Consider the following 25,162-nt stretch of genomic DNA (forward strand, 5'->3'; position numbering starts at 1 on the left):
ATTAGAGCAAAATGATTAAATCGGTCTTACTGCTTCTCTCGGACCTCTTTCAGGCCAGGGGCTGGCTAACCCAGCGGTAAAAGTTAGACAACGCCTTGGAACAGGTTGCCTGCGGTTGAGCTAATAGTGAGAGAATTGCTGCCTAAATTGAGAGGAAGTGAGGCGTGTTCATGCTCATTTTTAGGCAAAGTTGTGCTTCTGACGTAAAGTCAGCTTATGGGCGAATGGGCGGTTTTAAGTATTTTCGATGAATCTTACAGAGCGATTTGCAGTGAGAAACGACCCTGAAATGTGTCTTTCATCGGCGACGCAAACGATTCGTCACGGCTTGCGCAAGTTGCCGAAGAAACCTTCCAGTTGCACGCGGCCGTCGCCAAAGCACTCTTGCTGCCCTCAAAGGACGACGATCACGTAAGGCCGCCAGCGCCTGTTCCGCACTTGAAAGGTCTAGGGTACTTTGCGCCCGCTTTTGCATCATCGCTATGCAATGAGGGTCAAGGTCTTCAGCATGTCGCGCAGCGAACGCCAAATCGGCGCGGGCCAGCGCCGTGGCATGATCCGCATTCAGTCGGCGTGAGATAGACTCGTGTCCGACGGAATAGACGTACCCGGGTTCGGCGCGAAAACGTATCGCCGCGCCATTCGTCAATGCATCAAGGATAAAATGAAAGTCTTCGCCATTGCGAAGATTTTCGTCGTAGCGCAACCTATGCTTCGTGATGAACGAACGGCGCATCACCGGCTTGAGGTATCCCAAGCTTAAGCCGGGCGTGCCGTGCATGTTACCCGCGATATATTCAGCAACGGTCCAATTGTCGTTTTGCGGGTCCCCTGCAAAGGCCAGCGTTGCAGTTTGGTGGAAATCATTCGCCGCATCGCGGGTCATTATCCCGTCACAGACAATATCGGCGTCAACACTGTCGGCAAAATCGATCATCGCGGCAAGCCTGCCGGAAACGAAAGTATCGTCGGCATCCAAAACTGCGACCCATTCACCTTTCGCCTCTGCAAGAGCGGCATTGCGCGCCACTGCCGGTCCGCCATTGCGCTGTTGTGACAGCACGCGCACTTGCGGATGGGCAAGGGCCAAGTCCTGCGCAACAATGAGGGTTTTGTCCGTCGAACAGTCATCAACCACGATGACCTCAAGTGACACTTCTGTTTGTGCTAAAGCGCTTTCGACACTCGCACAAAGGCTATCTTCACTGTTCCATGCCGCAATGATGACAGTTGCTTGAATCATGTTTCAGTCCTACACTTGTCTTCGTGGACGTGTAAACGTCAGTGTACACCGGGATGGGTGACATGAAGTTCATGGTAAGTCTTCTGCTTGTTTGCTGCGGTAGCGTTGAAAGCCTTCATGCCGATACGACAGAAGTCGCGAATGCTAATTCACTATTTTGGCGCTCCGCTAATTTGCAAACCATAGACGCCGATAGCAACGTGCCCTCGCCCTACCAGGACGACGATTGGTATCGCTCGGATTTTGAGATCCAACGCAACTGGATTGGTACAGCATGGCGTGCGGAAAACGCTGTTTTCGCACAAGACGTACTGACGCTACACCTTGCACCTGTCGCTGATGACAGCACGCAGAAGTCCTTTTTGGGGGCTGAAGTACAAAGCAATGATGTCCACGGTTTTGGCCGCTACGAAGTCGTCATGCGACCATCGCCTGCACACGGCGTGATATCGTCGTTTTTTACCTATACTGGCCCTCATTTCGATGATCCCCACGACGAGATCGACATCGAATTTCTTGGCCGCGATACGACACGGATGTGGGTTCTGGCTTATTCTGACGGCAAGAAACTCCCTGGGAAATGGCTAGAGCTTGGGTTTGACGCTGCAGATGCCGCACATCTTTACGCTTTTGATTGGACTGCCGACCGCATCGTGTGGTTTGTCGATGGTAAGGAGGTTTTTCGCGTCAATTCCCAGAACCCACCTGCCCCACATCATGCGGGCAAGATTTATATGAACATTTGGGCTGGCGGTCCGAGCCAACGTAATTGGTCCGGTGAAGCCCCAGCCGATACGCAAGCTGAGGCACAATATTACTGTGTTTCTTACCAACCCTCAGGTGTGAAGACACCGCAGTGTTCGGATACTTTTTCAATTGAATGAGCAAAATTTCGTTGCGACCATCATCATTTCTGCGTTCAACGCCGAAAAAACTATAAATGCCGCCGTTGCCAGTGCGCTCGATCAAACGGCAGCGGTAGAGGTCGTCGTCGTTGACGATGCGTCCAAAGACTCAACTGCGCAGTTGGTTCTCACGGCTGCTGATAACGTGCCTAACCTGCGCTTGCTGCGGCAAGCTGTGAACACAGGTCCGGCGGAGGCACGAAACCTCGCCCTTTCCAACAGCACAGCGCCTTGGGTTTCGGTGCTGGACGCGGATGACATCATGGCCGCGGACCGGATCGCGAAACTCGTGAAGCGGGCAACAGACGAAAACCTGGATTTCTTGGCCGACGACATTGAAAAATGCTATCCTGGTCAGGACGCTATGCATCGCACACGGGTCTGGTCGGATACAACGATTGGACTACGCCACATCGATGCCGCGCACTTTATCCGCTCCAATCTCGCCAGCGGGCGCGGGGAACGTCGCGAGATGGGATTTCTGAAACCCATAATGCGGCGCAACTTTTTGGATCGGCACAAATTGCAGTACGGCCCTCTCCGGTTGGGGGAAGATTATGACCTTTACGCGCGCGCATTGATATGCGGGGCGCGATTTGGGTTGTGTGATCCCTGCGGCTATATCGCCTTTATCCACGACGATTCATTGTCAGGCACCCATCCGACATTTGTGCATGCGGATCTGATGGCCGCCGATGACCGAATGCTCGCTTTGCCAAATCTGACTGAAGAGACGCGCCGTGCTTTGCTTGATCATAAGTTGGAGCATCATAAAAAATGGGTCTGGCGGCGTCTGATTGACGCGGTTCGCGAACGGCAACCGCTGGAAGCGATCAATTGTTTTCGTGCGCCTGTTCCGGTCGCGTTGTCCCTTTCGCGCAAACTGGGCGCTGAAAGCATGCGACGGTTAGGCCGCCGCCTGCGGGGCGGCTAAGGTATGGCGAAACGGTTTGATATCCTCGTCGTAGGCGATGCAAGGTTTCAGGGCGGCACGACGGCCGCAATGGCAACCGACGTGGCTGGATTTTCGGCCCTTGGACTTAAGGTCGGGCTGCTGTTTGTAAGATCTGCTTATTTGCATGATAGCCGCGATCCGGCCAATCCTGACGCGCTGGCGCTGGCTGATTTGCCGGGCGTCACCTTGCTTTCCCCGGGAACGCCCGCGCATGCAGACATCGCTTTTCTGCATCATCCTTTGGTGTTTTTCCGCGGGATTGAAGAACGATCGATGCTTACAGCTGATTGCGCTATGCTTGTCGCGCACCACGCGCCATTTCGGGCAGACGGGTCATTGGAATATGATCCGATCGCGACTTTGCGCAAAATAAAGACCCGTCTAGGCCTTAACGCACGTATCGCGCCCGTATCTGGTGCTGTGCGGCGGCAATTGCAGTCATTTGCGCCAATAGTGCGGCTGACGAGTGAGGATTGGCCAAACGTTTTTGACACCGATGCGTGGCCGATCGGGCCAGAAATCCTATCAGACACCTCGATCACAATCGGGCGCCACGGGCGAGTTGACGCGCTGAAATGGCCGAAATCTGGCAAAGAGATCATGGCGGCGTTACCCGTCAGTCCTGACATCGAAGTGCGGGTATTGGGCTGTCCGCAATCCGACCTGGAAAACCTGAACGCTGACCTGTCACAATGGGACATCCTAGCCTTTGGGGCAGAAACCCCTCTTGCATTTCTGCATAGTCTCGATGTCTTCATTTATCACTATCACCCGGATTTGGTTGAGGCGTTCGGACGAACCGTCGCCGAAGCTGCGCTGACCGGTCGCTATTGCTTGCTCGATCCACGACTTCGTACAAACTTTGGCGACGTTTTCGATTACTGCGAACCTAGTGATGTCGCAAAAGTTCTAGCACAATTGTGCGCTAACCCAGTGCAGGCCCGCCAACGTGCGAAAACGGCGGCGGATGAAATGCGCGCGCGTTATAGTCTTGATAGTATTGGACCGCGTCTTGATCGTTTAGCGAAGGATCCAGGCACAGTATCGCGTCGCGGTGCGGACACCTCTGTTTCGCGTGTTTTGCGCAAACTTGCAGGCCTCTACCGCCGAGATTGGCGCGGTGCTTAACATGACGGCTATGGTTAGGTTTGCTTCACACATCGACGCTCCAAATGCGATCTACCAAATCTACGAACGGAACGTGCCATGCAGATGAAAAGCCGCCGCAAACGTCTGATGATCGCCGCCAGTCTTGCTACGCTGCGTCTGCAGCGCCCACTATCGAATGCCCCCCCGCCAATTTTTATTATTGGATCTGGTCGGTCGGGAAATACGCTCGTGCGTCGTGTGCTGATGGCTTCCGGTGCAATTTATATTCCGCCCGAGACATATGTATTGGGCGAAGTCATCGAAATCTGGCCGCGCACGACGGTGTTACCATGGCGTGAACGTGTTTGGTTGTTTTGCGCCTATTTCGAAAAACATCCGGAATTTTCGACTTTTGGCCTCGTCAATCTCAATGAATTCGCAGCACAAGCGTCTGCACTGCCAAGAAACGACCGAAATCTTCGCAATCTGATCAACGCCTTCTATCGCTTCCTTAGCAACGCACAGGGTATCTCGACTGACCGCTGGGGCGATAAGACCCCCTATAACACGCATCACTTGCCAGCGATTGCTGCGCTTTATCCCAACGCCAAATTTCTTTGGCTGGTCCGGGACGGACGCGATGTGGCGCTGTCATATGTTGAGGCGGACCTGTATCCCAGCTTGGCGACGGCTGCTGACCGATGGACAAATGCAAATGCAGCTTGCATGGCATTTGCTAAGCGCGGTCTCGACGTCCGGCAGCAGACTTATGAAAACCTTGTGTCTCGCCCAGAAAAAGAATTCGCTGAAATCTTTGCATGGGCTGATCTCGCATTTACCCCCGATATGCTCACAGCCCTGCCCGGTCCTATGGGTGATGTCGAACAACGACGCCACCACGAGAAAGTGCGCAAACCAATCTCGGCCGCATCTGCTGGTCGATGGCGCGATCAACTTGGGCAGGCGGAATTGTCCGCCTTACCGAAGGATTTTTGGCAAATGATGCGCGCCTTAAATTACAAAAACGACGATACCTAGACGAACAGGATGTCCGTTGCTTCCGAAACATCGGAAAGCGCCAGACCTTGCAGATGCGCCAGAACGAAATCAACACCGTCCGGATCGGTCAAACGCAATTCGACACCGCTATCGATCCCGTTGAGATTGTAACCGAGCTCAGCTGTACTTTCGGTTGTCCAACCAAAGTGCTGCGAAATCCCACTGACATCCAACTTGTCGCCCTCAAGCGCGGAAAAATCGAGGATTCGATCAGTTACGCCCGCTTCGATAGTATCGATATTGAACACAAACGTGTCCGCACCTCCACGACCCTCGATCAAGTCCGATCCGGCGGCACCGTCGATGATATTGTCACCAGATGTTCCTGAAATCCGATCGCCCGCGCGCCCGCCGATCACATCTACCAATCCGGATGGTGTCCCCTGCCAGTCAAGGCCTGTGCCGCTAAATAATCCGGTTTCAGCTTCAACAAAGGCAAAGAGATCGCTTGCATATTCAGTATATGCGGCGTCCGAATAATGAACATCGTCGACCGACAAATGATCAGTGCCTTCAGCCGGTGTAGACGGGACCTGGGCATGAGGATTGTCGAAAAGAAGAAGCGTCGCGTGAGTCGCTTGAAGATCTTCAACCTTTGCACGCAAACCACTCACATAGGTGCCATTGCCGACATCGCCGACCACCTCTTCACCATCAACGATACTATAACCTTCGTTGACAAAATGTGCATATTCCATTGGCACATCATGGGTCAGTTTTGGCGCAATCGTCGATATCACTAGATACTTCTCCGCTGAATCGGGCTGCTGGTAAAACTGCGTAACGGCTTTGTCGATATTGTTAACAATGTTAGGCAGATGTATCGGAAAGAAGTTTCCAGAGCGGAATTCGATATCATTCGTACCCGCCATCAAAAGCGTTAGATCAGGCGCAAGCGCTGCAAGATTATCTGACAGGTCAGAATCCTTCCCGCTGCCAACGATTTGACGCAACGCGACAGACGGTTCACCACTGTGATCGCGATCTAGCATTGTGTCAGGACCGTTGTTGAAAACACCGACGTAATCGACCCAGCCGCCCGCAGCGATGATCGAATCTAGCAAATCGCCACGATACCCGTCGCGGATTGCGGCCACTTCGGTTCCATCCACAACACCTTGTGTAATTGAATCGCCGATTGGGAGGACCTTCGGGGCCAACGCATATTGGCCAGCTTCCAGATCGATCAGCAAGCCCTCAGTCATGACCGCGAAAATCTGATCGTCCGATCCAGCGATTGATATGAATAATTCAGGCCCGTTGAGTGTTGTTGTGTTGCCTTCTGCGTCTGTTGCGGTGACGCGGGTTGTGGCTGTGCCGTCGGCCAGTGCACTGACGTCGAGCGTGGCTGTGCCGTCTGCGGCCAGCGGGGCTGAAACAGACCCGCCCGCCCCGTCAAGGATCGTTACCGTTGCGGTGGCATCTGCATCCAGACCGGTCAGATCAAGCGTCACGGCGGTCTCTTCGCCCGGTGCAATTGTGGCATCGGTCATGCCAGCACCCAAAGCCAGCGCCATGTTCCCATCGTCATCCGCAGATCCCGGAGGAGGCCCCGCCACCAACCGCAACGTCCCCGCTGCAACCGAAATCTCAGCCGGCGTAACATCGCGTAGTTCGGCCACGCCCACTTCACCGGTGCCGGGTACATTCACCGCGATGATCACACCTAGATAGCTGTCGATCACCGAAACCGCAGCCTCTGCGGCGGCCGCGTCCCAGCCATAAGCTGCGGAAATTGCAGACAGGTCGATGACATCGCCCTCGCCGGGGGTGAAATCTTCGATACGGTCCCGCCCGCCGATCAGCGCGTCCGGTGCGTAGGCAAAGATGTCTGCGCCTGTGCCGCCGCCAAGGTTGTCCTTGCCCGCGCCGCCTTCAATCGTGTCATTGCCGCCTTCGCCGCGCAGCCGGTCACGTCCGTCGCCGCCCAAGATCAGGTCGTCGCCCGAGGTGCCGTTCAACCAGTCATCGCCGGCCGTGCCGGTGATCGCGTTTTGCGGCACGGGATCGGAAACGGTGTCGAGCGTCAACGTCGGACCAGCAATGGCTGGCGTCACGTTGCTACTGGTATCTGTGGCAGTGATGGACGTGGTCAGTGGCCCGTCGGTCAGGCCCGACAGGTCCAGCACGGTTGACGCAGCGCCGGGGGTCAGCACGCCCGACACCACGCTCGTCACGCCATCGGTAACCGTGATCACAGCCGTTGCATCAGCGTCCAGACCTGTGGCTGTCAGCGTCACAGCTGCAACTTCGGTGGCATCAATCGCCAGATCGGGTGCCGTGATCCCAAGATTGCCGTCTTCATCCGCAGATGTATCCGGTGCAAAATCAAGCAGCAAAGCAGGCCCGTTGAGTGTTGTTGTGTTGCCTTCTGCGTCTGTTGCGGTGACGCGGGTTGTGGCTGTGCCGTCGGCCAGTGCACTGACGTCGAGCGTGGCTGTGCCGTCTGCGGCCAGCGGGGCTGAAACAGACCCGCCCGCCCCGTCAAGGATCGTTACCGTTGCGGTGGCATCTGCATCCAGACCGGTCAGATCAAGCGTCACGGCGGTCTCTTCGCCCGGTGCAATTGTGGCATCGGTCATGCCAGCACCCAAAGCCAGCGCCATGTTCCCATCGTCATCCGCAGATCCCGGAGGAGGCCCCGCCACCAACCGCAACGTCCCCGCTGCAACCGAAATCTCAGCCGGCGTAACATCGCGTAGTTCGGCCACGCCCACTTCACCGGTGCCGGGTACATTCACCGCGATGATCACACCTAGATAGCTGTCGATCACCGAAACCGCAGCCTCTGCGGCGGCCGCGTCCCAGCCATAAGCTGCGGAAATTGCAGACAGGTCGATGACATCGCCCTCGCCGGGGGTGAAATCTTCGATACGGTCCCGCCCGCCGATCAGCGCGTCCGGTGCGTAGGCAAAGATGTCTGCGCCTGTGCCGCCGCCAAGGTTGTCCTTGCCCGCGCCGCCTTCAATCGTGTCATTGCCGCCTTCGCCGCGCAGCCGGTCACGTCCGTCGCCGCCTAAGATCAGGTCGTCGCCCGAGGTGCCGTTCAACCAGTCATCGCCGGCCGTGCCGGTGATCGCGTTTTGCGGCACGGGATCGGAAACGGTGTCGAGCGTCAACGTCGGACCAGCAATGGCTGGCGTCACGTTGCTACTGGTATCTGTGGCAGTGATGGACGTGGTCAGTGGCCCGTCGGTCAGGCCCGACAGGTCCAGCACGGTTGACGCAGCGCCGGGGGTCAGCACGCCCGACACCACGCTCGTCACGCCATCGGTAACCGTGATCACAGCCGTTGCATCAGCGTCCAGACCTGTGGCTGTCAGCGTCACAGCTGCAACTTCGGTGGCATCAATCGCCAGATCGGGTGCCGTGATCCCAAGATTGCCGTCTTCATCCGCAGATGTATCCGGTGCAAAATCAAGCAGCAAAGCAGGCCCGTTGAGTGTTGTTGTGTTGCCTTCTGCGTCTGTTGCGGTGACGCGGGTTGTGGCTGTGCCGTCGGCCAGTGCACTGACGTCGAGCGTGGCTGTGCCGTCTGCGGCCAACGGGGCTGAAACAGACCCGCCCGCCCCGTCAAGGATCGTTACCGTTGCGGTGGCATCTGCATCCAGACCGGTCAGATCAAGCGTCACGGCGGTCTCTTCGCCCGGTGCAATTGTGGCATCGGTCATGCCAGCACCCAGAGCCAGCGCCATGTTCCCATCGTCATCCGCAGATCCCGGAGGAGGCCCCGCCACCAACCGCAACGTCCCCGCTGCAACCGAAATCTCAGCCGGCGTAACATCGCGTAGTTCGGCCACGCCCACTTCACCGGTGCCGGGTACATTCACCGCGATGATCACACCTAGATAGCTGTCGATCACCGAAACCGCAGCCTCTGCGGCGGCCGCGTCCCAGCCATAAGCTGCGGAAATTGCAGACAGGTCGATGACATCGCCCTCGCCGGGGGTGAAATCTTCGATACGGTCCCGCCCGCCGATCAGCGCGTCCGGTGCGTAGGCAAAGATGTCTGCGCCTGTGCCGCCGCCAAGGTTGTCCTTGCCCGCGCCGCCTTCAATCGTGTCATTGCCGCCTTCGCCGCGCAGCCGGTCACGTCCGTCGCCGCCCAAGATCAGGTCGTCGCCCGAGGTGCCGTTCAACCAGTCATCGCCGGCCGTGCCGGTGATCGCGTTTTGCGGCACGGGATCGGAAACGGTGTCGAGCGTCAACGTCGGACCAGCAATGGCTGGCGTCACGTTGCTACTGGTATCTGTGGCAGTGATGGACGTGGTCAGTGGCCCGTCGGTCAGGCCCGACAGGTCCAGCACGGTTGACGCAGCGCCGGGGGTCAGCACGCCCGACACCACGCTCGTCACGCCATCGGTAACCGTGATCACAGCCGTTGCATCAGCGTCCAGACCTGTGGCTGTCAGCGTCACAGCTGCAACTTCGGTGGCATCAATCGCCAGATCGGGTGCCGTGATCCCAAGATTGCCGTCTTCATCCGCAGATGTATCCGGTGCAAAATCAAGCAGCAAAGCAGGCCCGTTGAGTGTTGTTGTGTTGCCTTCTGCGTCTGTTGCGGTGACGCGGGTTGTGGCTGTGCCGTCGGCCAGTGCACTGACGTCGAGCGTGGCTGTGCCGTCTGCGGCCAACGGGGCTGAAACAGACCCGCCCGCCCCGTCAAGGATCGTTACCGTTGCGGTGGCATCTGCATCCAGACCGGTCAGATCAAGCGTCACGGCGGTCTCTTCGCCCGGTGCAATTGTGGCATCGGTCATGCCAGCACCCAGAGCCAGCGCCATGTTCCCATCGTCATCCGCAGATCCCGGAGGAGGCCCCGCCACCAACCGCAACGTCCCCGCCGCAACCGAAATCTCAGCCGGCGTAACATCGCGTAGTTCTACAAGCGGGAGCAATCCCATGTCAGGCACTTCAATATTGATTTTGGTCCCGCGCGAGCTGACCAAAACCGTAATCGCAGCTTCTGCGGCCGCAGCATCCCAGCCGTAAGCTGCGGAAATCGCAGAGATATCGATCACATCACCTTCAGATGGGGTGAAATCATCGATGCGGTCCCGCCAGTCCCCAAGCGAAGCGACGTCCCACTGAAAAACATCCGCACCTGTACCACCACCAAGAACATCTTGGCCCTCACCGCCGTCCAGCACGTCATTTCCGCCATGCCCCATGATCCAGTCGCGGCCTGTACCGCCATAGACGAAGTCGTCGGTGTCTCCGCCCTGCAATCCATCGTCACCGCCATAGCCGTGCATGATCGTAGGCATAAACGGAACGGCTTTCAGTCGATCTTTTCCTTCAGTACCCTCAACCGGGGCCAAAACAGGCGTATAACTGACGGAATCGTAGCGTGCCGTCCCGGTAGCGTCTGGTGCAACAGGCCCGTGCCAATTTTCCAAATCGGCACCGCCGCTCCAGATGTTCATGAACATTTTCATGCCTTCATCTGGAATTGGGACAGGCGCAGTCGCCGCCGCAACATTGAAAATCAGCGCATCATCGACGTACCAAGAGATGCCGTCGGGCATCCAATCAATACGATATGCATGGAGTTCAGCCGCCGCATCAAACCCTAGGTCGACGACAACAGTCTGTGTCGCGCCGAGACGTTGATCATCGTAGTAATAGTTGAGGTGAATTTGCGTCGTGTCATCACCCAAGAATTCAATGTCGATTTCGTTGTGCTGTGAACCGCCGAAGAACGTATTGTTATATAGAAAAAAAGACGACACGACGCCGGAGGTATCCGATGGTGCCATGACAATTTCATAAGAGCCGTAGCCAAAGAATTGCTGCGATTGCAACTCGGCTCCGGTAAAATCTTTTGTACCGGAATCGGCTCCGTCGAAATTCAGGCTCACTTCACCTTGGGACAGCTGTAAGTAATCGGCATTCCATGCAGTGTGGTTCCAGCTGGCATCGACAGAAAAGTCGGAAACGGACCAAAAATTGGAATCCAGCGAATCTAGAGTGTCTATGAACACAACTTACCTCCTAAAGGCGTTTACAAAAATAAATTAGTCTTAAAGAAATCGAAAAAATTAGACTCACATGATACTTTTAGTTTCGCAATACGGCAAGTTTTACGGATCCGTATAGACGGCTAACAATTTCAGGTTGAATCTTTAACTTGTGAGACGGTGCCTTCGTCTTTGCGAAATAATGCGATTGCACCTCGCAATTCGCTTAATTGGGGCAGTGCAGCAAGCACCCAACCAATTGCCGTCATTCCAATAGCGAGAGCAAACAAAAATACGGCAGTTTGGTTTTCAAGCAACGAAACGAGCATTGCTGATATCAGCCAAATTAAAATGCCTGATAGAACCGGCCAAGCAATTGCACTTAATGCTTTTTTTCGCGAAAATGGGGCTATTCGTCCGGCATACCACCACAGCCGTGGCGTATAGATTATTGCGAAGAGTGACAGCGCAAACGCCACAGCATTAATGCCGAATGGCACCGCAATTGCGATCGTCGCGATCTGCAGGATTGCGCGTTCGGTTGCCATCCGCAATCTCAGCGTCGTCTGCCCCGCTGCCAGAAAGGCCATACCTGCCATCGATGTCGTCGATTCGAGCGCAAAAGCTGGTGCTGCCAGCGCGAAGATAAGCGCAACGTTCCCCCACCGATCGGTCAGCAAGAGCGGAATCAATTCGGGCGCAAACCCCGCGAGACAGAACATGCCCGGTACAATGACTAAAGCAAGCAGGCGGAGTGCCGCGAGGTAGAGGGCACCAATGCCTGCAGGGTCCGAGGATCGCCGCGCCATCCGCACAAACACGACCTGTGAAGCCGGTCCGGCCAGACCGAGTTCGGGCAATCGCAGCAACCGCAGTGCCATCGAATAAAGCCCAAGCGGCCCTGCTCCCAATACAAAACCAAGCATCATGATTGGCGCCTGTCGCTGCAGTGTAAACACGAGCGAAGTTCCGACCGTATCGCGCGCAAACCGCAGATGCCCCCTGAACCACTTGGGTCTGAGCCGTAACCGTGGACGAAATGGGCTTGCGATCACTGCGCCGATGGCAAGTGTTGTGAAGAGCACGATTTGCTGCATGACAAGGCTCCACGCGCCGAAACCGTTCGTCGCAAGCCCAATTGCAGCACCAAGGCTGAGTATGACGGAAACGATACGTAAGCCACCCAACAACACGAAGCGATCGTCGCGCTCTAGTGCCGCATTGAAGACAGCCGAAAGCGATTGGATCATGGGAATAATAGAAAGGACCCTTATCAACTCGGTCAGACCGGGCATCGCAAACAATGCCTCCCACAGCGGTGCGGTCATGAATAGAACGGCGCTCAGCAAAGTGCCGATTCCAGCCAACAGCCAAAACACGCTATCCCATTCTTCCGCAACATAATCTGGTCGCCGTACCAAGGATTTACCTAGACCCCCGTCGCTTAGCAATTGGGCCAGAACGACTATGCCCATAGCCAGCGCCACAGCGCCAAATTCGGATGTCGTGAGATAGCGCGCAATAATCGGCAGAATCAGGATTTGGGCGACAATCGACAAAACTCGGCCACCCGCCATGGCGCTGACGTTCGCAAAGAATGTCGGCCGTGAAGCTGATTTTCGCTTCAAATTAACATGTCCTAAACTGATGCAGGCACAAAATTACAAAGTCAAAACAATGGGCTTTAGACAGACCATGCAGGCCTAAATCCGCTGCTTGATCTGCACAGATTGGCGCTAACCCTGCATCGATATTCTGCATTCTTTTCTCCGCTCAGGCTATCCATCAAGCATCGCCGACATGCCTAAACTGCGCAATGGTTTGACTAAAACAATACAATACCTGAAAAGATTCAATCGAATTAGTGCATATTTTTTCATCATGAATGAAGCAGCTGATAGCCTAGATCATGTTTTTCTTGCCGTAATGCCTCGAACGCGCAATAATCATGTTGGGCAAGTTATTGTCGCCCACGTATTATTTTTGAGCGAGTGATTTTTAGCATGATGTCCCTGCGACACGTGAGCGGCCAATTTTTCTGGCGCAAGAATAAATCCATATGCACATGCTATTCGGAGCATTTGTATTCAGGGTTTTTCGGCTCGATTGCTGCTCTTTCGAGGGGATTTTGATGGATGTACTGATACTTGCGCCACAGCCCTTTTTCATCGAACGCGGAACGCCTATTGCCGTGCGCAATTTAGCGACCGCATTGGCCAAGCAAGGCCACCACATTGATTTACTAGTGTTCCCCGGCGGAAAGAAGTTGGATATCAGCGGCGTCAATGTTCATCGCATTCCTCATTTGGGTTTCCTCTCAGACATTGGCCCTGGGTTTTCCATTCGGAAACTAATTGCCGATATCGTCATGCTGCCAAAAGCTGCCACTCTACTCAGGCGGGGACGGCACGATCTTGTGATTGCTGTCGAAGAGTCGGCATATATTGCGCTGATCCTACGCCGCTTTTTTGGAGTTCCTTATATCTGCGATATCGATAGCTCTATTCCAGAGCAGTTAGATGACAAATTCAATTTACCGAGTTGGCTTGTACGGCTATTCGAACGCGCCGAAGGCCGCGCTGCCCGCGGAGCAATTGGCGCGATCACCTGTTGCCGTGCGCTTTCCGATATAACGCGCGCCCATGCGCCCGACCTTCCCATCCAGACACTCGAAGACATTCCACTGACCGATGATGCCCCGTCCTTGCCGGTGCCCGAGGATTGTCAGTTTGATGTTCCAGTCATCATGTATGTCGGCAATTTGGAAGCTTATCAGGGCGTGGATCTGTTGTTAGACGGCTTTGCCGCCGCAGTTGCGAAGGGTGCTATCGCACAGCTGGTCATTATCGGCGGAGCGCCGGCGCATGTATCCGCGCTACGCGAACGCGCCCAAAAACTAGGCATAACCGCACAAGTTTCAGTCCTTGGCCCCCGTCCTGTCGCGCAAATTGGACGGTATCTCGCGCAGGCAACCATCGTGGCGTCGCCGCGCACCAAAGGGCGCAATACGCCGATGAAAGTTTACAGCTATCTCGATTCAGGTCGCCCCCTATTGGCGACACGACTACCGACGCACACGCAGGTACTGGATGACGATATTGCAATGTTGGTCGACCCCGACGCGGCCAGCATGGCCCGCGGGATCACTGCTTTGATTGACGATCCGTCACTGCGGTCGCGGCTCGCAAATGCTGCACAAATCAGGGTGCAAAGCGAATTCAGTCGTCCTGCATTTGAACGCAAGTTATCGCGCTTTATCACCGAAAAAATTATGCCTCAGATTGGCATGGCACAACCAAACACCCGTCGGAACTTTGAACAACGTCCTGCCGCCCCGGATTTGCATCGCGACACATGGGAGAAACCTTCAATTGAAAACAATAAATAAGATTGGCGTGCAAGCCGTCACGCAATTGGCGTCCCGCATGTCGCAATATCGTCGTGAACGCGTAATCAAAGAATTTGTCGAAAAGTCTCGTCCGGCCGGTGAACAGCAATCCTACGAATGTTCTCTTTGCGGATATGAGGGACATTTCGATCCCATATTCGGTTCTAATGCGATCCGCTTTGATGGCCAGTGCCCTGACTGCCATTCCCGAGAACGACATCGATTTATCAAGAACTGGCTCGATGGGTCGGCACCCCAGGACGGCTTTGGTAGCTTTTTGCATTTTGCGCCAGAGGCTTGTCTAGAAACAGAATTGCGTGCGCGCAGTACGCAATATCGGACTGCGGATATTACGCCGGGCCGCGCTGATCTGGTGTTGGACATGGAGAATATTGAACTGCCAGACGCGTCAGTGGACACCGTAATGGCGAACCATGTGCTAGAACATGTGAACGATAGTAAAGCGCTGCCCGAACTGCGGCGCGTTCTACGCCCAGGTGGTCTAGCGATGCTGACAACTCCAGTCATCCATTCGTGGCCCAAGAGCTATGAAGATGCGTCAATTATGACTCCAGACGCGCGACATCGCCACTTTGGGCAGGCGGACCACGTTCTGTTCTTCGGGAGTGATATCGAAGACCGCATTCGCGCGGCAGGATTTGATCTGGAACTGGTCGTCGCCGATGGTGCTCAGGCCGCGCGTTATGCCCTGACACGGGGCGACACAATCTATCTGGCGCGACGTCCTACTGGTTAAAAAACAGAGCCGCATGACGTGTCGCGTCAGGCGATCGCGCCAACCGGTAATTCGTGCCACCCCGCCGGAGCGTTGAGGTGATCGGGGATCACATGTGTTGGTGTGCTGCTTTCCGAATACCCGAAGGTTTCGATATCAAGACTGTAGGCCTCGCGGACCATATCATACGTCTTGTCATCGTAATACGACCGCCAGTCACGTTTGCGCTTGGATGCATTCACGTGGGGTAGGCTTTCCGTAAGTCCAAGTTCCGCACATATCCGGGTGAAATCATCGCTCAATGCTTCAAACCGTCCGACATGTTGCACCAAACGCTTCCCGGTTTTGTCATAGATGAACGAACATTGCAGACGCGTGTCATTTTCACACTTGTGTCGGATATACGTTTCGAAGTCACCAAAACCAAGCACCTGATCATGATGGGGGTGTGCCGATGATTGACGTGCATAAGAATATTCCGACACCTGCCAATCCCAAGGATTGCGCACGAAGGCAAATTTAGTCGCAGCATCAAACAAATGGGTTGGCATCACATGACGGATTTGTTCAGCGGTCATGTGTTGGCGGTTCACCAACGCCGCACGCCAATCCATGACAGGCTGTGCGGCGACCGGAAATATCTGAACAGATTTACGAATATAGCGATTGCGTTGATATATAGGACAATATTTGCGCAGCGCTGCCATGACCGACTCTCCGCCGGTTTTGTATATATGGACGTAAATAAACTGATGCGACGGCGAATAGAGCATGGCAGACAATCCTGCATATATTTGTAAAATAGTTGAATCTTCGAAATGATTACGCGGCGTACAAAAAAATCTTACGGCTAATGAAGGTCAGTTAAATCCAAACCTATCTGTGATAGTAACGGTTGATGAAATATTTTCTACTCTTTCCCGGTAACAAATCGCAAACAACCAAACAGGTTAATAATATAAGTCAGGGACACCTTCACATTGCGGCGTTTTTTGTAAAACCGTCTGCCAGTGAACCGCGACAAGCATGCCTGCAGCTATAACATCGAAAGAAACATCCTGCGCCGCAGCGGCACGACGAAATGGTTCACCAATACGCTCTCCTTGCCAGACATTATTAACGGTGATCATTACGCCGGACTGTACGCAGCCTAATAGCATTTCCAAACCCGCCTCTCCCCTGACGGCATAGCGCCCCGTGCGCGGATCAAGTCCAAAGATAGCGTTCGGATCGAATTCGGCTTCCCATCCCGCTTGCTGACGGACATCAATGTTATAGCCACCGGTTTCCACAACCATGTGCAATTCGTGAGTAGTGGCTACGAAAATGTCGTCATCCAATGATGCCAGCAGGTCGGACACGCCCGAGAAATCTTGTCGAAATCGTGCGTCATACCCGCCCCCCAATACCATTTTTGCTGAAGATATCACAAAACCATTCGACGCCATAAGGAAGCCAGTGCAGCCCAACATTGCAACCGAAGATAAATATGGGCGGCAAACCCGCATAATTTGCACCGCCGCCATTCCCCAAATCGTAAAAAAGAACGGCATCGCACCGGAAATATATCTATCCGCTTTCATCGCCCCAAACGACTGCACCACCAGCACCGTGCTAAAGATAGCAACGCAATACCAAGTCAGCCGTGCATTCAGGCGTAACGCGAATAGGGCAGCCACCGGGAAAAGCGGCCAGAAGGTTTCATAGGCGCGACGCAGGCTGTTGTGGTAGTACGCGGCATAATCACGCGTTGCGATCGCGTGATCAGGTGAAAACCGGTATAACGCCCAGGCCTGATCAAGCGCCCCGGCCGGCCAAACAGTAACGAGCGCAACCACGATCAGAACGAGACTACCGATCCCCCAGACCCAGCGTCTGGATGGATGCAATCGCAACAGCACATGCCCGACCAAAAAAACGACAATTCCACCGCAGGCAACGAATGTCGTAATCTGTAAGGCCATCGCTGCCCCTAAAAATCCAATTGCAGCAACGGCCTGAACCCACCGCAGCGGTCCTTGTTCTATGACAGCGGCATAAACCGAGATTGCACCGGCAAAGAAGAGCAAGACATGAAGCGAGTAGAACCGCAGCAACTGCGATTCCAAAATGCCTTGAGGCCACAAAATAGCGAAGGCTGTTGCAATGACTGCAGCGGTTTCACCCACATGCGCACGAACCCACCAGAACAATACCAAAGGTAAAAGCAGCCCGGGAAGCAGCGAAACAAGGCGCGCTGCAAACAGACTATTCTGACCCGTCACGTCAAGAAATCGTGCAACAGCTAATGTATAGGCCGACGCCCGCGTGTAACTGCCATCAAGGATGCGCAGTTCGCCAGTTTCCGGCCACCCAAGTGCTGGGATATAGTGATAAAATTCGTCAAATTCGGCAGGGGCGCCCAGCAGACCCACCCGTGTCACCAATGCCGCCAGAATAATCCCGATCGAAATCCAAACCCGCCGCATATTGCCCCTGTTGGTCAAATCTTCTGATCGAGCAAGCATTTCGTGCGATCCCGTCAACCTTTCTTCAAGCTCTGACATGCGCAATCTCACTGTGACATCGCAATGCTGCCAAAGGTTGCGCGTGGTGGTATCGTTGGATTGGTGAGCCTGTACACATCATAATCTGACCGCCGCATGCTTTGATCGTTTGCGCCGCAGCGCAAAAACGATCCCACCAACGACAGCTTGCAAGAGCACCATGGCAAACGCGACCCAAGCAAGTGAAACAGCAAGTTCTGCCGCCAAACCAAATTGCCCGAACAAAAATATGAAAGCCTGTTCGCGAATACCGATCCCGTTCACTGACGCCGGTATCATCATAAGAAAAAGGGAAACCGGAATGATGGCGAAATAAACTGCGAGCGGCAGGTCAATACCAAGTGATTCACCAATCAACCAGTAGTGAAGCACTACATTGGCCTGAAAGATAACCGAAATTCCGATACAACCATAGATGACGCGCATCCGCGCGGCAAACAGCATCGACGTCTCGTTTATCTTTTCGACGATCCCTTTCATCCATCCAAGGCCGCGAAGACGGCTCATCCGTGAAGCCACGGCACGCATCTGACCGCTTAGAAAAATGGCGGTCAACGCGCAAAGGATGCCAGCGACGGCCAGTAGTATCCAGCCAATTCCTGTTTCTGATACCACATCCCAGCCAATCAGCGGCATCGCAATAATAGCCAGAAGTAGCAGACCAAACATTCCCGTCAGCCGTTCAACAAACAGAATGAGGAACGACCTTGTATAAGACGGCACCCGATCTGAAATATCCAGTGCACGCATCAAATCGCCGCTCATGACGCCCGGAAGAAATGAGTTGAAAAATATACCGATCGTATAGGCGCGGATGAGTTCAATCAGTGGCGCTGCAAACTGTTGCGCACGTAACAAGAGCTGCCAACGCCAAGAACACATCAAATAGCCGATAACGTTCAAAGAAAACGCCACAAACAGTAGATATGGGTCCGCTTGTGACACTGCGCGGCGGATATCACTAACGTTTTCAATTTGGATAAAGAGCAGATATGCGATCAAACCAAGGCTGACAGCGATCTTGATCATTAACGGCACATAAGTGCGCAGCGTGCCTTTCGTGGTCGCGGTCATGAAGGGGCCGCCTGTCCGTTGGCGGAAATGGGGCCCTCTCCCCGCTTGCGCAAGAAACGTGCCGGGACGCCTGCCATGATGCTCAGGGGCGGAACGTCACGGTTAACCACAGCGCCAGCGGATATAATACTTCCGCGTCCTATTGTGATGCCGTCTAAAACTTTTACACCAGCACCCAGCCAGACATCATCTTCAATCGTGATACCTTGGCTGTCAATGCCTTGGGCAGTGATCGGGACACTGGGATCTTCAAATCGGTGGTTACCGGCGACGATATGACAATGGCCAGCAATCAGCACGTTATTCCCGATTTTTATGCCGCCATGTCCGTTCAGAATGGCAAATGCCCCGATAAAACAATCATCGCCAAGCGTAATATTGCCTTCGTATCCAGTCTCAAAATGAACTGCGTGCATGATTTGGTTGCGCGCACCCAATGCCAGCGATGCTTCGCTGCTCTTGATATCGAAAAAGACACGGTCGTCGATCATCGTGCCATCACCCACCGACAAACGGCTGGGGCAGCGCAAGACGATGCCGCGCGAAAATGCAACGCCGCGGCCGCAATCACCAATGAGCAACGGAAAGAATAATCGCCGTAGGGCCAATCCCAATGCGCCCGGTATTGGTGACACAAACATTGTCACTGCTTCGTGCAGGATAAGCCGGCCTATATTTTCGCTGCCCACAACGCGCAAAAGATACTTTTTCAGCGGCCCACCGCGCTGGCACGTCAACTTCTCGGGCAAATTCGCGGTCACTTGAGCACCTCTGCGCTAGGCTTGCGACTGGAGATGTAGCGCGCCGGGATACCGCCGTAGATTTCGTTTGCAGGTACGTCGCAATTGACGACAGCCCCTGCTGCAATGATGGCTCCGTCGCCAATTCGCGCCCCATCAAGGATCCGTGCCCCGGCACCAATCCAGACGTCATTGCCGATCACCACTTCGCCGCGCGTCTCAAGACCCTGTAGGACCATTGGACCAGCATCAAGATCAGTGCGGTAGCGCCCGCCTCCAATGTAGCATTGACCGGCTATAATGACGTGATCGCCGATCCGTATTCCTGACACCGCCGACAGCGTGGTTTGACTGCCAATCGAACCACTCTTTCCGATTATCAGGTGGTTCTGTTTCACCACCGCTATCACATCGCGTGCAAGGAGCGTGTTGTCACCTATCGACAATCCCCCTTCTTGTGCGGCACCCCGTGCGTCCAATGTGCAATTATCGTCGATCGCCACACCACCGCCAAGGTTTATGCGCGGCGGGCAGCGCAGAATGATATTGCGCCCGAAGTTGACACCCCGACCAGTCTTACCAAACAATCCGGGGTACAATGCCTTTCGCAACGCATAGCCAGCAGCTCCAGGAAAGCCTCCCGCCAAAGACGTTGCGAATTCGTATCGCAAAAATGGCCAAAAACCGGGTTTGCCAACAAAGAAGGTTTGGTATTTTGCCAAAGCAGATCCTTCTTCTTGAAGTTGCTCAAGCACTCGGTCCTTGTCCAGCGCGGCATTGGAATTGCTGTTCTCGATTCGTGTCATGGCATGCGATCCGCGCGCAAAACCACCGGCGTCCCCGTGACACGGTCCAATCCAATCGCTCGAAGCGCGGCCTCGGTGGTTCGCGAAACAAATGGTGATTTCATGGTCCGGTGGACCACCATCGGCATGACAAATTGCCCCACCTCACCTTTGATACCAAAACCGCGCCCGTTAAGGTGCTTATGCACATCGCGCCTAGCCATTGTTGCGTAGTCGCGGGTGTTCCCCTCTGCCCGTTTCTTCGCCCACAAAAGCGCTGGTTTTGCCAAGTTAGCCCCGCCAGGCAGCGGGAAATCGATGATCACCGCACGCCGCGAGACCCGGGTCATTTCGTCCAAAAGTTGCTGCCAATTGCCAACATGGGCCATCATGCGAAAGGCCAGTACCACGTCATAACTTTTGTCGGCAAAGGGCAATTCCAATAGCGGGCCTACCGTTCGTTCAAGTTCGGGGTGGTCAAGGTCGGCGATCTGACCCCACGCCGCACGACTGCTCGACATGACTGTGACTTTGTGTCCCGCTGCCAATAGCGGACGTGCGGATTGTCCGTGACCTCCGCCGATATCGAGGACAGCCGCGTTTGACATATCCTTGAGAAGATCAAGCAACGCTTCTGTCTGACGTGACAGCAAATATTCCCCCACCGGACCGGCAAAACGCTGGGCATACCTATCGCCTGAAGGGTCCAAGTCGGCATCAGGCGACCCGATATCTGGAATCACAGATGCAGTCATGCTGCACGCTTTGGCTTAGCAGGAGGCAGTTTGCCGGTGTCGCGGTACCACTCTGCAGTTAGACGCAATCCATCAGAAAGGCTCGTCTGCGGCTGAAATCCGATCATTAGTTTGGCTTTATCCACCGAAAATGCGCGGGCTTTCGTGAAGAAGGACACGCGCCGTCGGTGCAGAGGTGGGTCAATGCCAAAAGGCTTACAAATTGCTTCGCAAACAACGGCGGCTGCCATCAGCGGTGCAACGGGCAAATGACCGCGTGGTGGCGCAACATCGAGAACGCGTGCAACTTCGGCGACCAAACGATTGAGAGTGGTATAGTTTTCATCCCCGATTAGGAACACTTCACCAATCGCGGCAGGATGTTCGGCTGCTAGAATTAGGCCCTGCACAATATCGTCGATGTACGTCATATGGTACGCGATGTCACCGTCACCAAACATTCGAAATGTCCCGTTTTCGACGGTGCGAAACAATTTTAGAAATCGCAGATCACCGGGACCATAGATACCAGTTGGGCGGATCACCGAGATGGGCACGCCCCGTGCCATAGCTTCGCGCGCAATCTCTTCGCCTTCTAGTTTCGAACGTTGATAAACGTCGCCGGGCCGAAACGCTGTTTGTTCGTTGGCGGGAATTTCGCTCACATCTCCATGAACGCCGCAAGTCGAACAATGGACAATGCGCCCAACACCGGCGGTTTCAGCGGCGTTGATCAAGTCACGCACAGCGTCTCTGTTCACCTGAAAATAGTAATCATCGGGATGACTGGCATCACGGTAGGCAGCTGCGATGTTAAAGAGATGTGTAACGCTTTGCATCGCGTCTTTGATCGCGATTGTATCGGTCAAATCCCCTTGAACTGTCTCGACGCCGTGCCCACACAAAGAATGTGCCGCCGCGCCATCTGTATCTCGGACCATGGCACGGACACAGTAGCCTTGTGCCACCAGCATTTCTGCCAGCCGCCCCCCAGTGAACCCCGTAGCACCTGTGACAAGCGCCAGTTTCCTAGTATCTTCCGCCATGTACTAATTACCTCGGTACAAATAGTCGTAAAATAAATTCATCACGCAGCGCATGATATTAGGCCTTGATCAAAGCATCAAAATACAGGCTTTGATTTATATCTTTACATTCAGACTACCGCAGACGGCCCGATCCGTCGACAATTTCGATAAATTTGCCACTTGCGCCGCCTAGAATATGCTCGCCACGCCACCACGATAATGTCACACCCCTTTTACCTTTTTTACAAAAAGCTTTGGAAAATACATTTGAAACCCTAAGGTCGTGACCATCGAAGCAAACAATAAGACCGACAAAAATCTATCGCCAATTTAGAAGGTTGGGTCGCAAAGGCAGGAAAACATGCACTATTGTCGTGTCCTTGGAATTACAGGTTCATTGTTAGTACTGTTTCCATTTCTAGGCCTTAACTTCGGGGGGCCAATTTGGATTTGGCTACTCGCCGCTTGGCTCCTCAGCGGGCCACTTGTTCTACTTGACTCCTATCTCGCCTTTTCTGCAGACCACCCAGAAACCGACCCCGCGTTGATTGCCGAGCGCCTGCCCAAAAGATCCTGACTAGTAAGCGCCACCCAATCGCAAGTTTATCAGCTTACTCGCAGTCGTATAGATTAGTGAAATATCGGTGCGCAAACTCGCATTGTAGATGTAATCCACATCCTTCATCACCCGAGATACATATGATCCATCCGACCGTTCTGATGTCTGCCACGGACCTGTAAGTCCGGGACGCACCGAAAGATAAGCATCTTTAAAGCCGCCGTAGTGCGCAAGTTCATCTTCAACGATTGGGCGCGGGCCAACGATACTCATATCTCCGCGTAAAACATTGATGATCTGCGGCAGTTCATCAAGGCTTGATTTGCGCAACAGATTTCCGATTCCGGCTACAATTCGGGGATCATGCCGCAATTTCCGTGTCTGTTTCCATTCTCGCCGCATTTCAGGGTCAGCGTTAAGTAAATCCTCGAGACGTTGCTCAGCGTCGATCGCCATTGTTCTGAACTTGAGGCAATAAAACGGTACATTGCCTTTTCCGACCCGCTTGTGTGCATAAATGACGGGGCCGGGGCTGACCAGAAAGAGGCAAATTGCGATAAGCAGCATTGATGGCGCAAAGAGAACAAGCATTGTCGCTGCTACAAAAATATCGAATGCGCGCTTAGTCTTAGATTGTGTTGTCCACAAATTGGATGTCTGAGTGAAATCGAAATGATACATTTCCTAACCACCTAAAAAATTTAATAATTGACGGATTTCGGCCCAAAATAAGACCGCGGCGTCATAAAGCTTACTAATAGTTAACATGATTGCCTGAGAGAGCATGGATCGCAAGTTATTTTTAACCGCCTGCTATGAAGGCACGGAATCCCGAATTGTTATGACAAATTTTTAGGCAATAAGATTTTTGTCAAAGCGATATATGAGAAGCGCTTCGAATCACACTTCTAGCTTGTATTTTTATGCTTTTTTGAAACTCATAAGTAGCGATAAGCATTTGGAAATAAAAGTCTAAATAAATGTTACACATTGTTAAACGCGATAACTCCTCCAAATTGAAAAGAGTCGCTCAGCGGACGAATGCAAAAGAAAATTGAGCTCTGACGGCCAGCTATAATGTTTGGATGTTGACCAACTCTTGCATTGAATGCGCGGCCAAAAATTGCCGAACTCGACCATCAAAGTAGCGACCGTGACATTCGAATCGGCACTTTTTTCGTTAACAACATCGGTGACCGCAAACGCCACAGAGAAACAGGATCGTGTTACGCAAAATAGCAACTTCATTAGTACGAATGTGGGCAAATCATCTGGCAATTGAAACAGCCGTTTGCCAAAGGGTCAAACTTCCGCGCCCGTCAGCCCATTCAAAACGCCCGAAACCTTTGGCATCTTCTGCAAAGCACTTTCAAGACGCGCGACCCATTTTGGCCCTTCGCTTAGAGCCTCTTGATAGGCGTCCCAAAGCGCGTCTGGTCGTTCCTGTGCCAAAACGCTGATCAACAATTCGGCCTGCATCCGGTCTTTACGGGCTTTGATCGGGCTTGGCCCCTCTGCCCTGCGCTCTGATACGATCAACTTATGAATGGCGTACCGTTGCGGGGACGGGACTTTGACGAGCACGCCGGAGCCATAGTTCAAAACCGCATCAATCGGGTCCCTGATCAGGTAGTTAAGGTGGTTCAGACATTTTGCCGACACCCCCAACGCTGGCAGATACTTGGTGGACTCCTCGCTGCCAAAAGACGGCGCCAAGAATTCGACAACAGCCTCGCCTTTGGTCTGGGTCCATTTCCAGATATGTTCGTTAGGCATCGCGGGGATCGCTTCGAACTTGAGATCCTTGAAGATGTCGTCAGCCTTTGGATTTGCCTGATCCGTCTCGGAAATCGCGACGCTCAGATGCTCAAACCCGGCGATATCAATATCTTGTGTATAGGCTCCCTGCTCTACGCTCAGCCGGATACCCAGCTCACCCTCATAAGCACGGAACGCATAGGTGCCGATGATGACACCGCCCAAACGGAAAAACCCCGCCTTTGCCATCGCTGACAAAAGCGAACCAGACGTCTTATCAAGCCGCATAAATCGGTCAGCGGTCATGATCCGTGCCAGCGACGACATCCGTTCCTTACGCGCTTTGGCGTCGTCCTTATGCGCCTTGTGGGATTTCAGCTTTGCGTTCAGTTCTGGGCTGTCCTCGCCCAGAAACCTTTCTTTCGTGTCAGATCCGACCCGGTACCTATCGTACCAATATATGCGGCCATTGCGGGTGCGTTGAGTCGGCATACCGCGGATATCGGACAAGCTTTCACTGAGGTGAAGATCAAGTAGATCGAGATAGGCGGAATTCGCCGTCATCGTATGTTCTTTGATGTCCATTTCCATTGTGTACCACGC

General features: G+C 53.9%; 18 protein-coding genes. 6 read left to right on the top strand and 12 right to left on the bottom strand.

Features of this window, described 5'->3' with window-relative positions; genetic code table 11:
* Positions 1-298: 298 nt before the first annotated feature.
* Complete coding sequence (locus AC0L7R_RS18835; RefSeq protein ID WP_473660852.1) at positions 299-1,243, bottom strand: glycosyltransferase; 945 nt, start codon at positions 1,241-1,243, stop codon at positions 299-301.
* A gap of 62 nt (positions 1,244-1,305) precedes the next feature.
* Here AC0L7R_RS18835 and AC0L7R_RS18840 point away from each other — a divergent pair, with 62 nt between their 5' ends.
* From AC0L7R_RS18840 to AC0L7R_RS18855, 4 genes are all read left to right on the top strand, one after another.
* Positions 1,306-2,127 (top strand): family 16 glycosylhydrolase, encoded by an 822-nt coding sequence (locus tag AC0L7R_RS18840; RefSeq protein ID WP_473660854.1) that lies wholly within the window; start codon positions 1,306-1,308, stop codon positions 2,125-2,127.
* The gene (locus tag AC0L7R_RS18845) at positions 2,120-3,082 is read left to right on the top strand and encodes a glycosyltransferase (protein ID WP_473660856.1); all 963 of its coding nucleotides are present in this window, start codon (positions 2,120-2,122) and stop codon (positions 3,080-3,082) included. The genes AC0L7R_RS18840 and AC0L7R_RS18845 overlap by 8 nt, the downstream gene beginning before the upstream one ends.
* Positions 3,083-3,085: 3 nt before the next feature.
* The gene (locus AC0L7R_RS18850) at positions 3,086-4,231 is read left to right on the top strand and encodes a glycosyltransferase family protein (RefSeq protein WP_473660858.1); all 1,146 of its coding nucleotides are present in this window, start codon (positions 3,086-3,088) and stop codon (positions 4,229-4,231) included.
* 78 nt (positions 4,232-4,309) lie between these two features.
* On the top strand, positions 4,310-5,230 hold the full coding sequence (locus AC0L7R_RS18855; RefSeq protein WP_473660860.1) for a sulfotransferase: 921 nt from the start codon (positions 4,310-4,312) through the stop codon (positions 5,228-5,230).
* On the opposite strand, the gene AC0L7R_RS18860 is transcribed toward AC0L7R_RS18855, so the two are convergent.
* Both AC0L7R_RS18860 and AC0L7R_RS18865 read right to left on the bottom strand, forming a co-directional pair.
* On the bottom strand, positions 5,227-11,235 hold the full coding sequence (locus AC0L7R_RS18860; RefSeq protein WP_473660862.1) for a family 16 glycosylhydrolase: 6,009 nt from the start codon (positions 11,233-11,235) through the stop codon (positions 5,227-5,229). The genes AC0L7R_RS18855 and AC0L7R_RS18860 overlap by 4 nt on opposite strands.
* Before the next feature lie 128 nt (positions 11,236-11,363).
* Positions 11,364-12,839, bottom strand: a complete 1,476-nt coding sequence (locus AC0L7R_RS18865; RefSeq protein ID WP_473660864.1) for an oligosaccharide flippase family protein — start codon at positions 12,837-12,839, stop codon at positions 11,364-11,366.
* Positions 12,840-13,342: 503 nt separating this feature from the next.
* Here AC0L7R_RS18865 and AC0L7R_RS18870 point away from each other — a divergent pair.
* Complete coding sequence (locus tag AC0L7R_RS18870; RefSeq protein WP_473660866.1) at positions 13,343-14,599, top strand: glycosyltransferase; 1,257 nt, start codon at positions 13,343-13,345, stop codon at positions 14,597-14,599.
* A complete protein-coding gene (locus AC0L7R_RS18875) occupies positions 14,583-15,356 on the top strand; it encodes a methyltransferase domain-containing protein (protein WP_473660868.1) in 774 nt (257 codons plus the stop codon). Before AC0L7R_RS18870 ends, AC0L7R_RS18875 begins: the two co-directional genes overlap by 17 nt.
* Positions 15,357-15,382: 26 nt before the next feature.
* Here AC0L7R_RS18875 and AC0L7R_RS18880 read toward each other — a convergent pair whose 3' ends face one another.
* The 9 genes from AC0L7R_RS18880 to AC0L7R_RS18920 form a co-directional block, all read right to left on the bottom strand.
* Positions 15,383-16,108 (bottom strand): sulfotransferase family 2 domain-containing protein, encoded by a 726-nt coding sequence (locus AC0L7R_RS18880; RefSeq protein WP_473660870.1) that lies wholly within the window; start codon positions 16,106-16,108, stop codon positions 15,383-15,385.
* Between the two features lie 177 nt (positions 16,109-16,285).
* Positions 16,286-17,881 carry a hypothetical protein gene (locus AC0L7R_RS18885; protein WP_473660871.1) on the bottom strand — a complete coding sequence of 532 codons (1,596 nt, stop codon included), beginning with the start codon at positions 17,879-17,881 and terminating at the stop codon, positions 16,286-16,288.
* 78 nt (positions 17,882-17,959) lie between these two features.
* Complete coding sequence (locus AC0L7R_RS18890) at positions 17,960-18,955, bottom strand: flippase-like domain-containing protein (protein ID WP_473660873.1); 996 nt, start codon at positions 18,953-18,955, stop codon at positions 17,960-17,962.
* Positions 18,952-19,716 carry a DapH/DapD/GlmU-related protein gene (locus AC0L7R_RS18895; protein WP_473660875.1) on the bottom strand — a complete coding sequence of 255 codons (765 nt, stop codon included), beginning with the start codon at positions 19,714-19,716 and terminating at the stop codon, positions 18,952-18,954. Before AC0L7R_RS18895 ends, AC0L7R_RS18890 begins: the two co-directional genes overlap by 4 nt.
* Positions 19,713-20,501 carry a DapH/DapD/GlmU-related protein gene (locus tag AC0L7R_RS18900; RefSeq protein ID WP_473660877.1) on the bottom strand — a complete coding sequence of 263 codons (789 nt, stop codon included), beginning with the start codon at positions 20,499-20,501 and terminating at the stop codon, positions 19,713-19,715. The genes AC0L7R_RS18895 and AC0L7R_RS18900 overlap by 4 nt, the downstream gene beginning before the upstream one ends.
* Complete coding sequence (locus AC0L7R_RS18905; RefSeq protein ID WP_473660879.1) at positions 20,498-21,235, bottom strand: methyltransferase domain-containing protein; 738 nt, start codon at positions 21,233-21,235, stop codon at positions 20,498-20,500. The genes AC0L7R_RS18900 and AC0L7R_RS18905 overlap by 4 nt, the downstream gene beginning before the upstream one ends.
* The gene (locus AC0L7R_RS18910; protein WP_473660881.1) at positions 21,232-22,260 is read right to left on the bottom strand and encodes an NAD-dependent epimerase/dehydratase family protein; all 1,029 of its coding nucleotides are present in this window, start codon (positions 22,258-22,260) and stop codon (positions 21,232-21,234) included. The genes AC0L7R_RS18905 and AC0L7R_RS18910 overlap by 4 nt, the downstream gene beginning before the upstream one ends.
* A gap of 559 nt (positions 22,261-22,819) precedes the next feature.
* Positions 22,820-23,482, bottom strand: coding sequence for a sugar transferase (locus tag AC0L7R_RS18915; RefSeq protein WP_473660883.1), 663 nt, complete (start codon positions 23,480-23,482; stop codon positions 22,820-22,822).
* A 621-nt stretch (positions 23,483-24,103) separates the two neighbouring features.
* Positions 24,104-25,144 (bottom strand): GSU2403 family nucleotidyltransferase fold protein, encoded by a 1,041-nt coding sequence (locus AC0L7R_RS18920; RefSeq protein WP_473660885.1) that lies wholly within the window; start codon positions 25,142-25,144, stop codon positions 24,104-24,106.
* Positions 25,145-25,162 lie beyond the last annotated feature (18 nt).

Source organism: Yoonia sp. D2-7 (assembly GCF_055809435.1).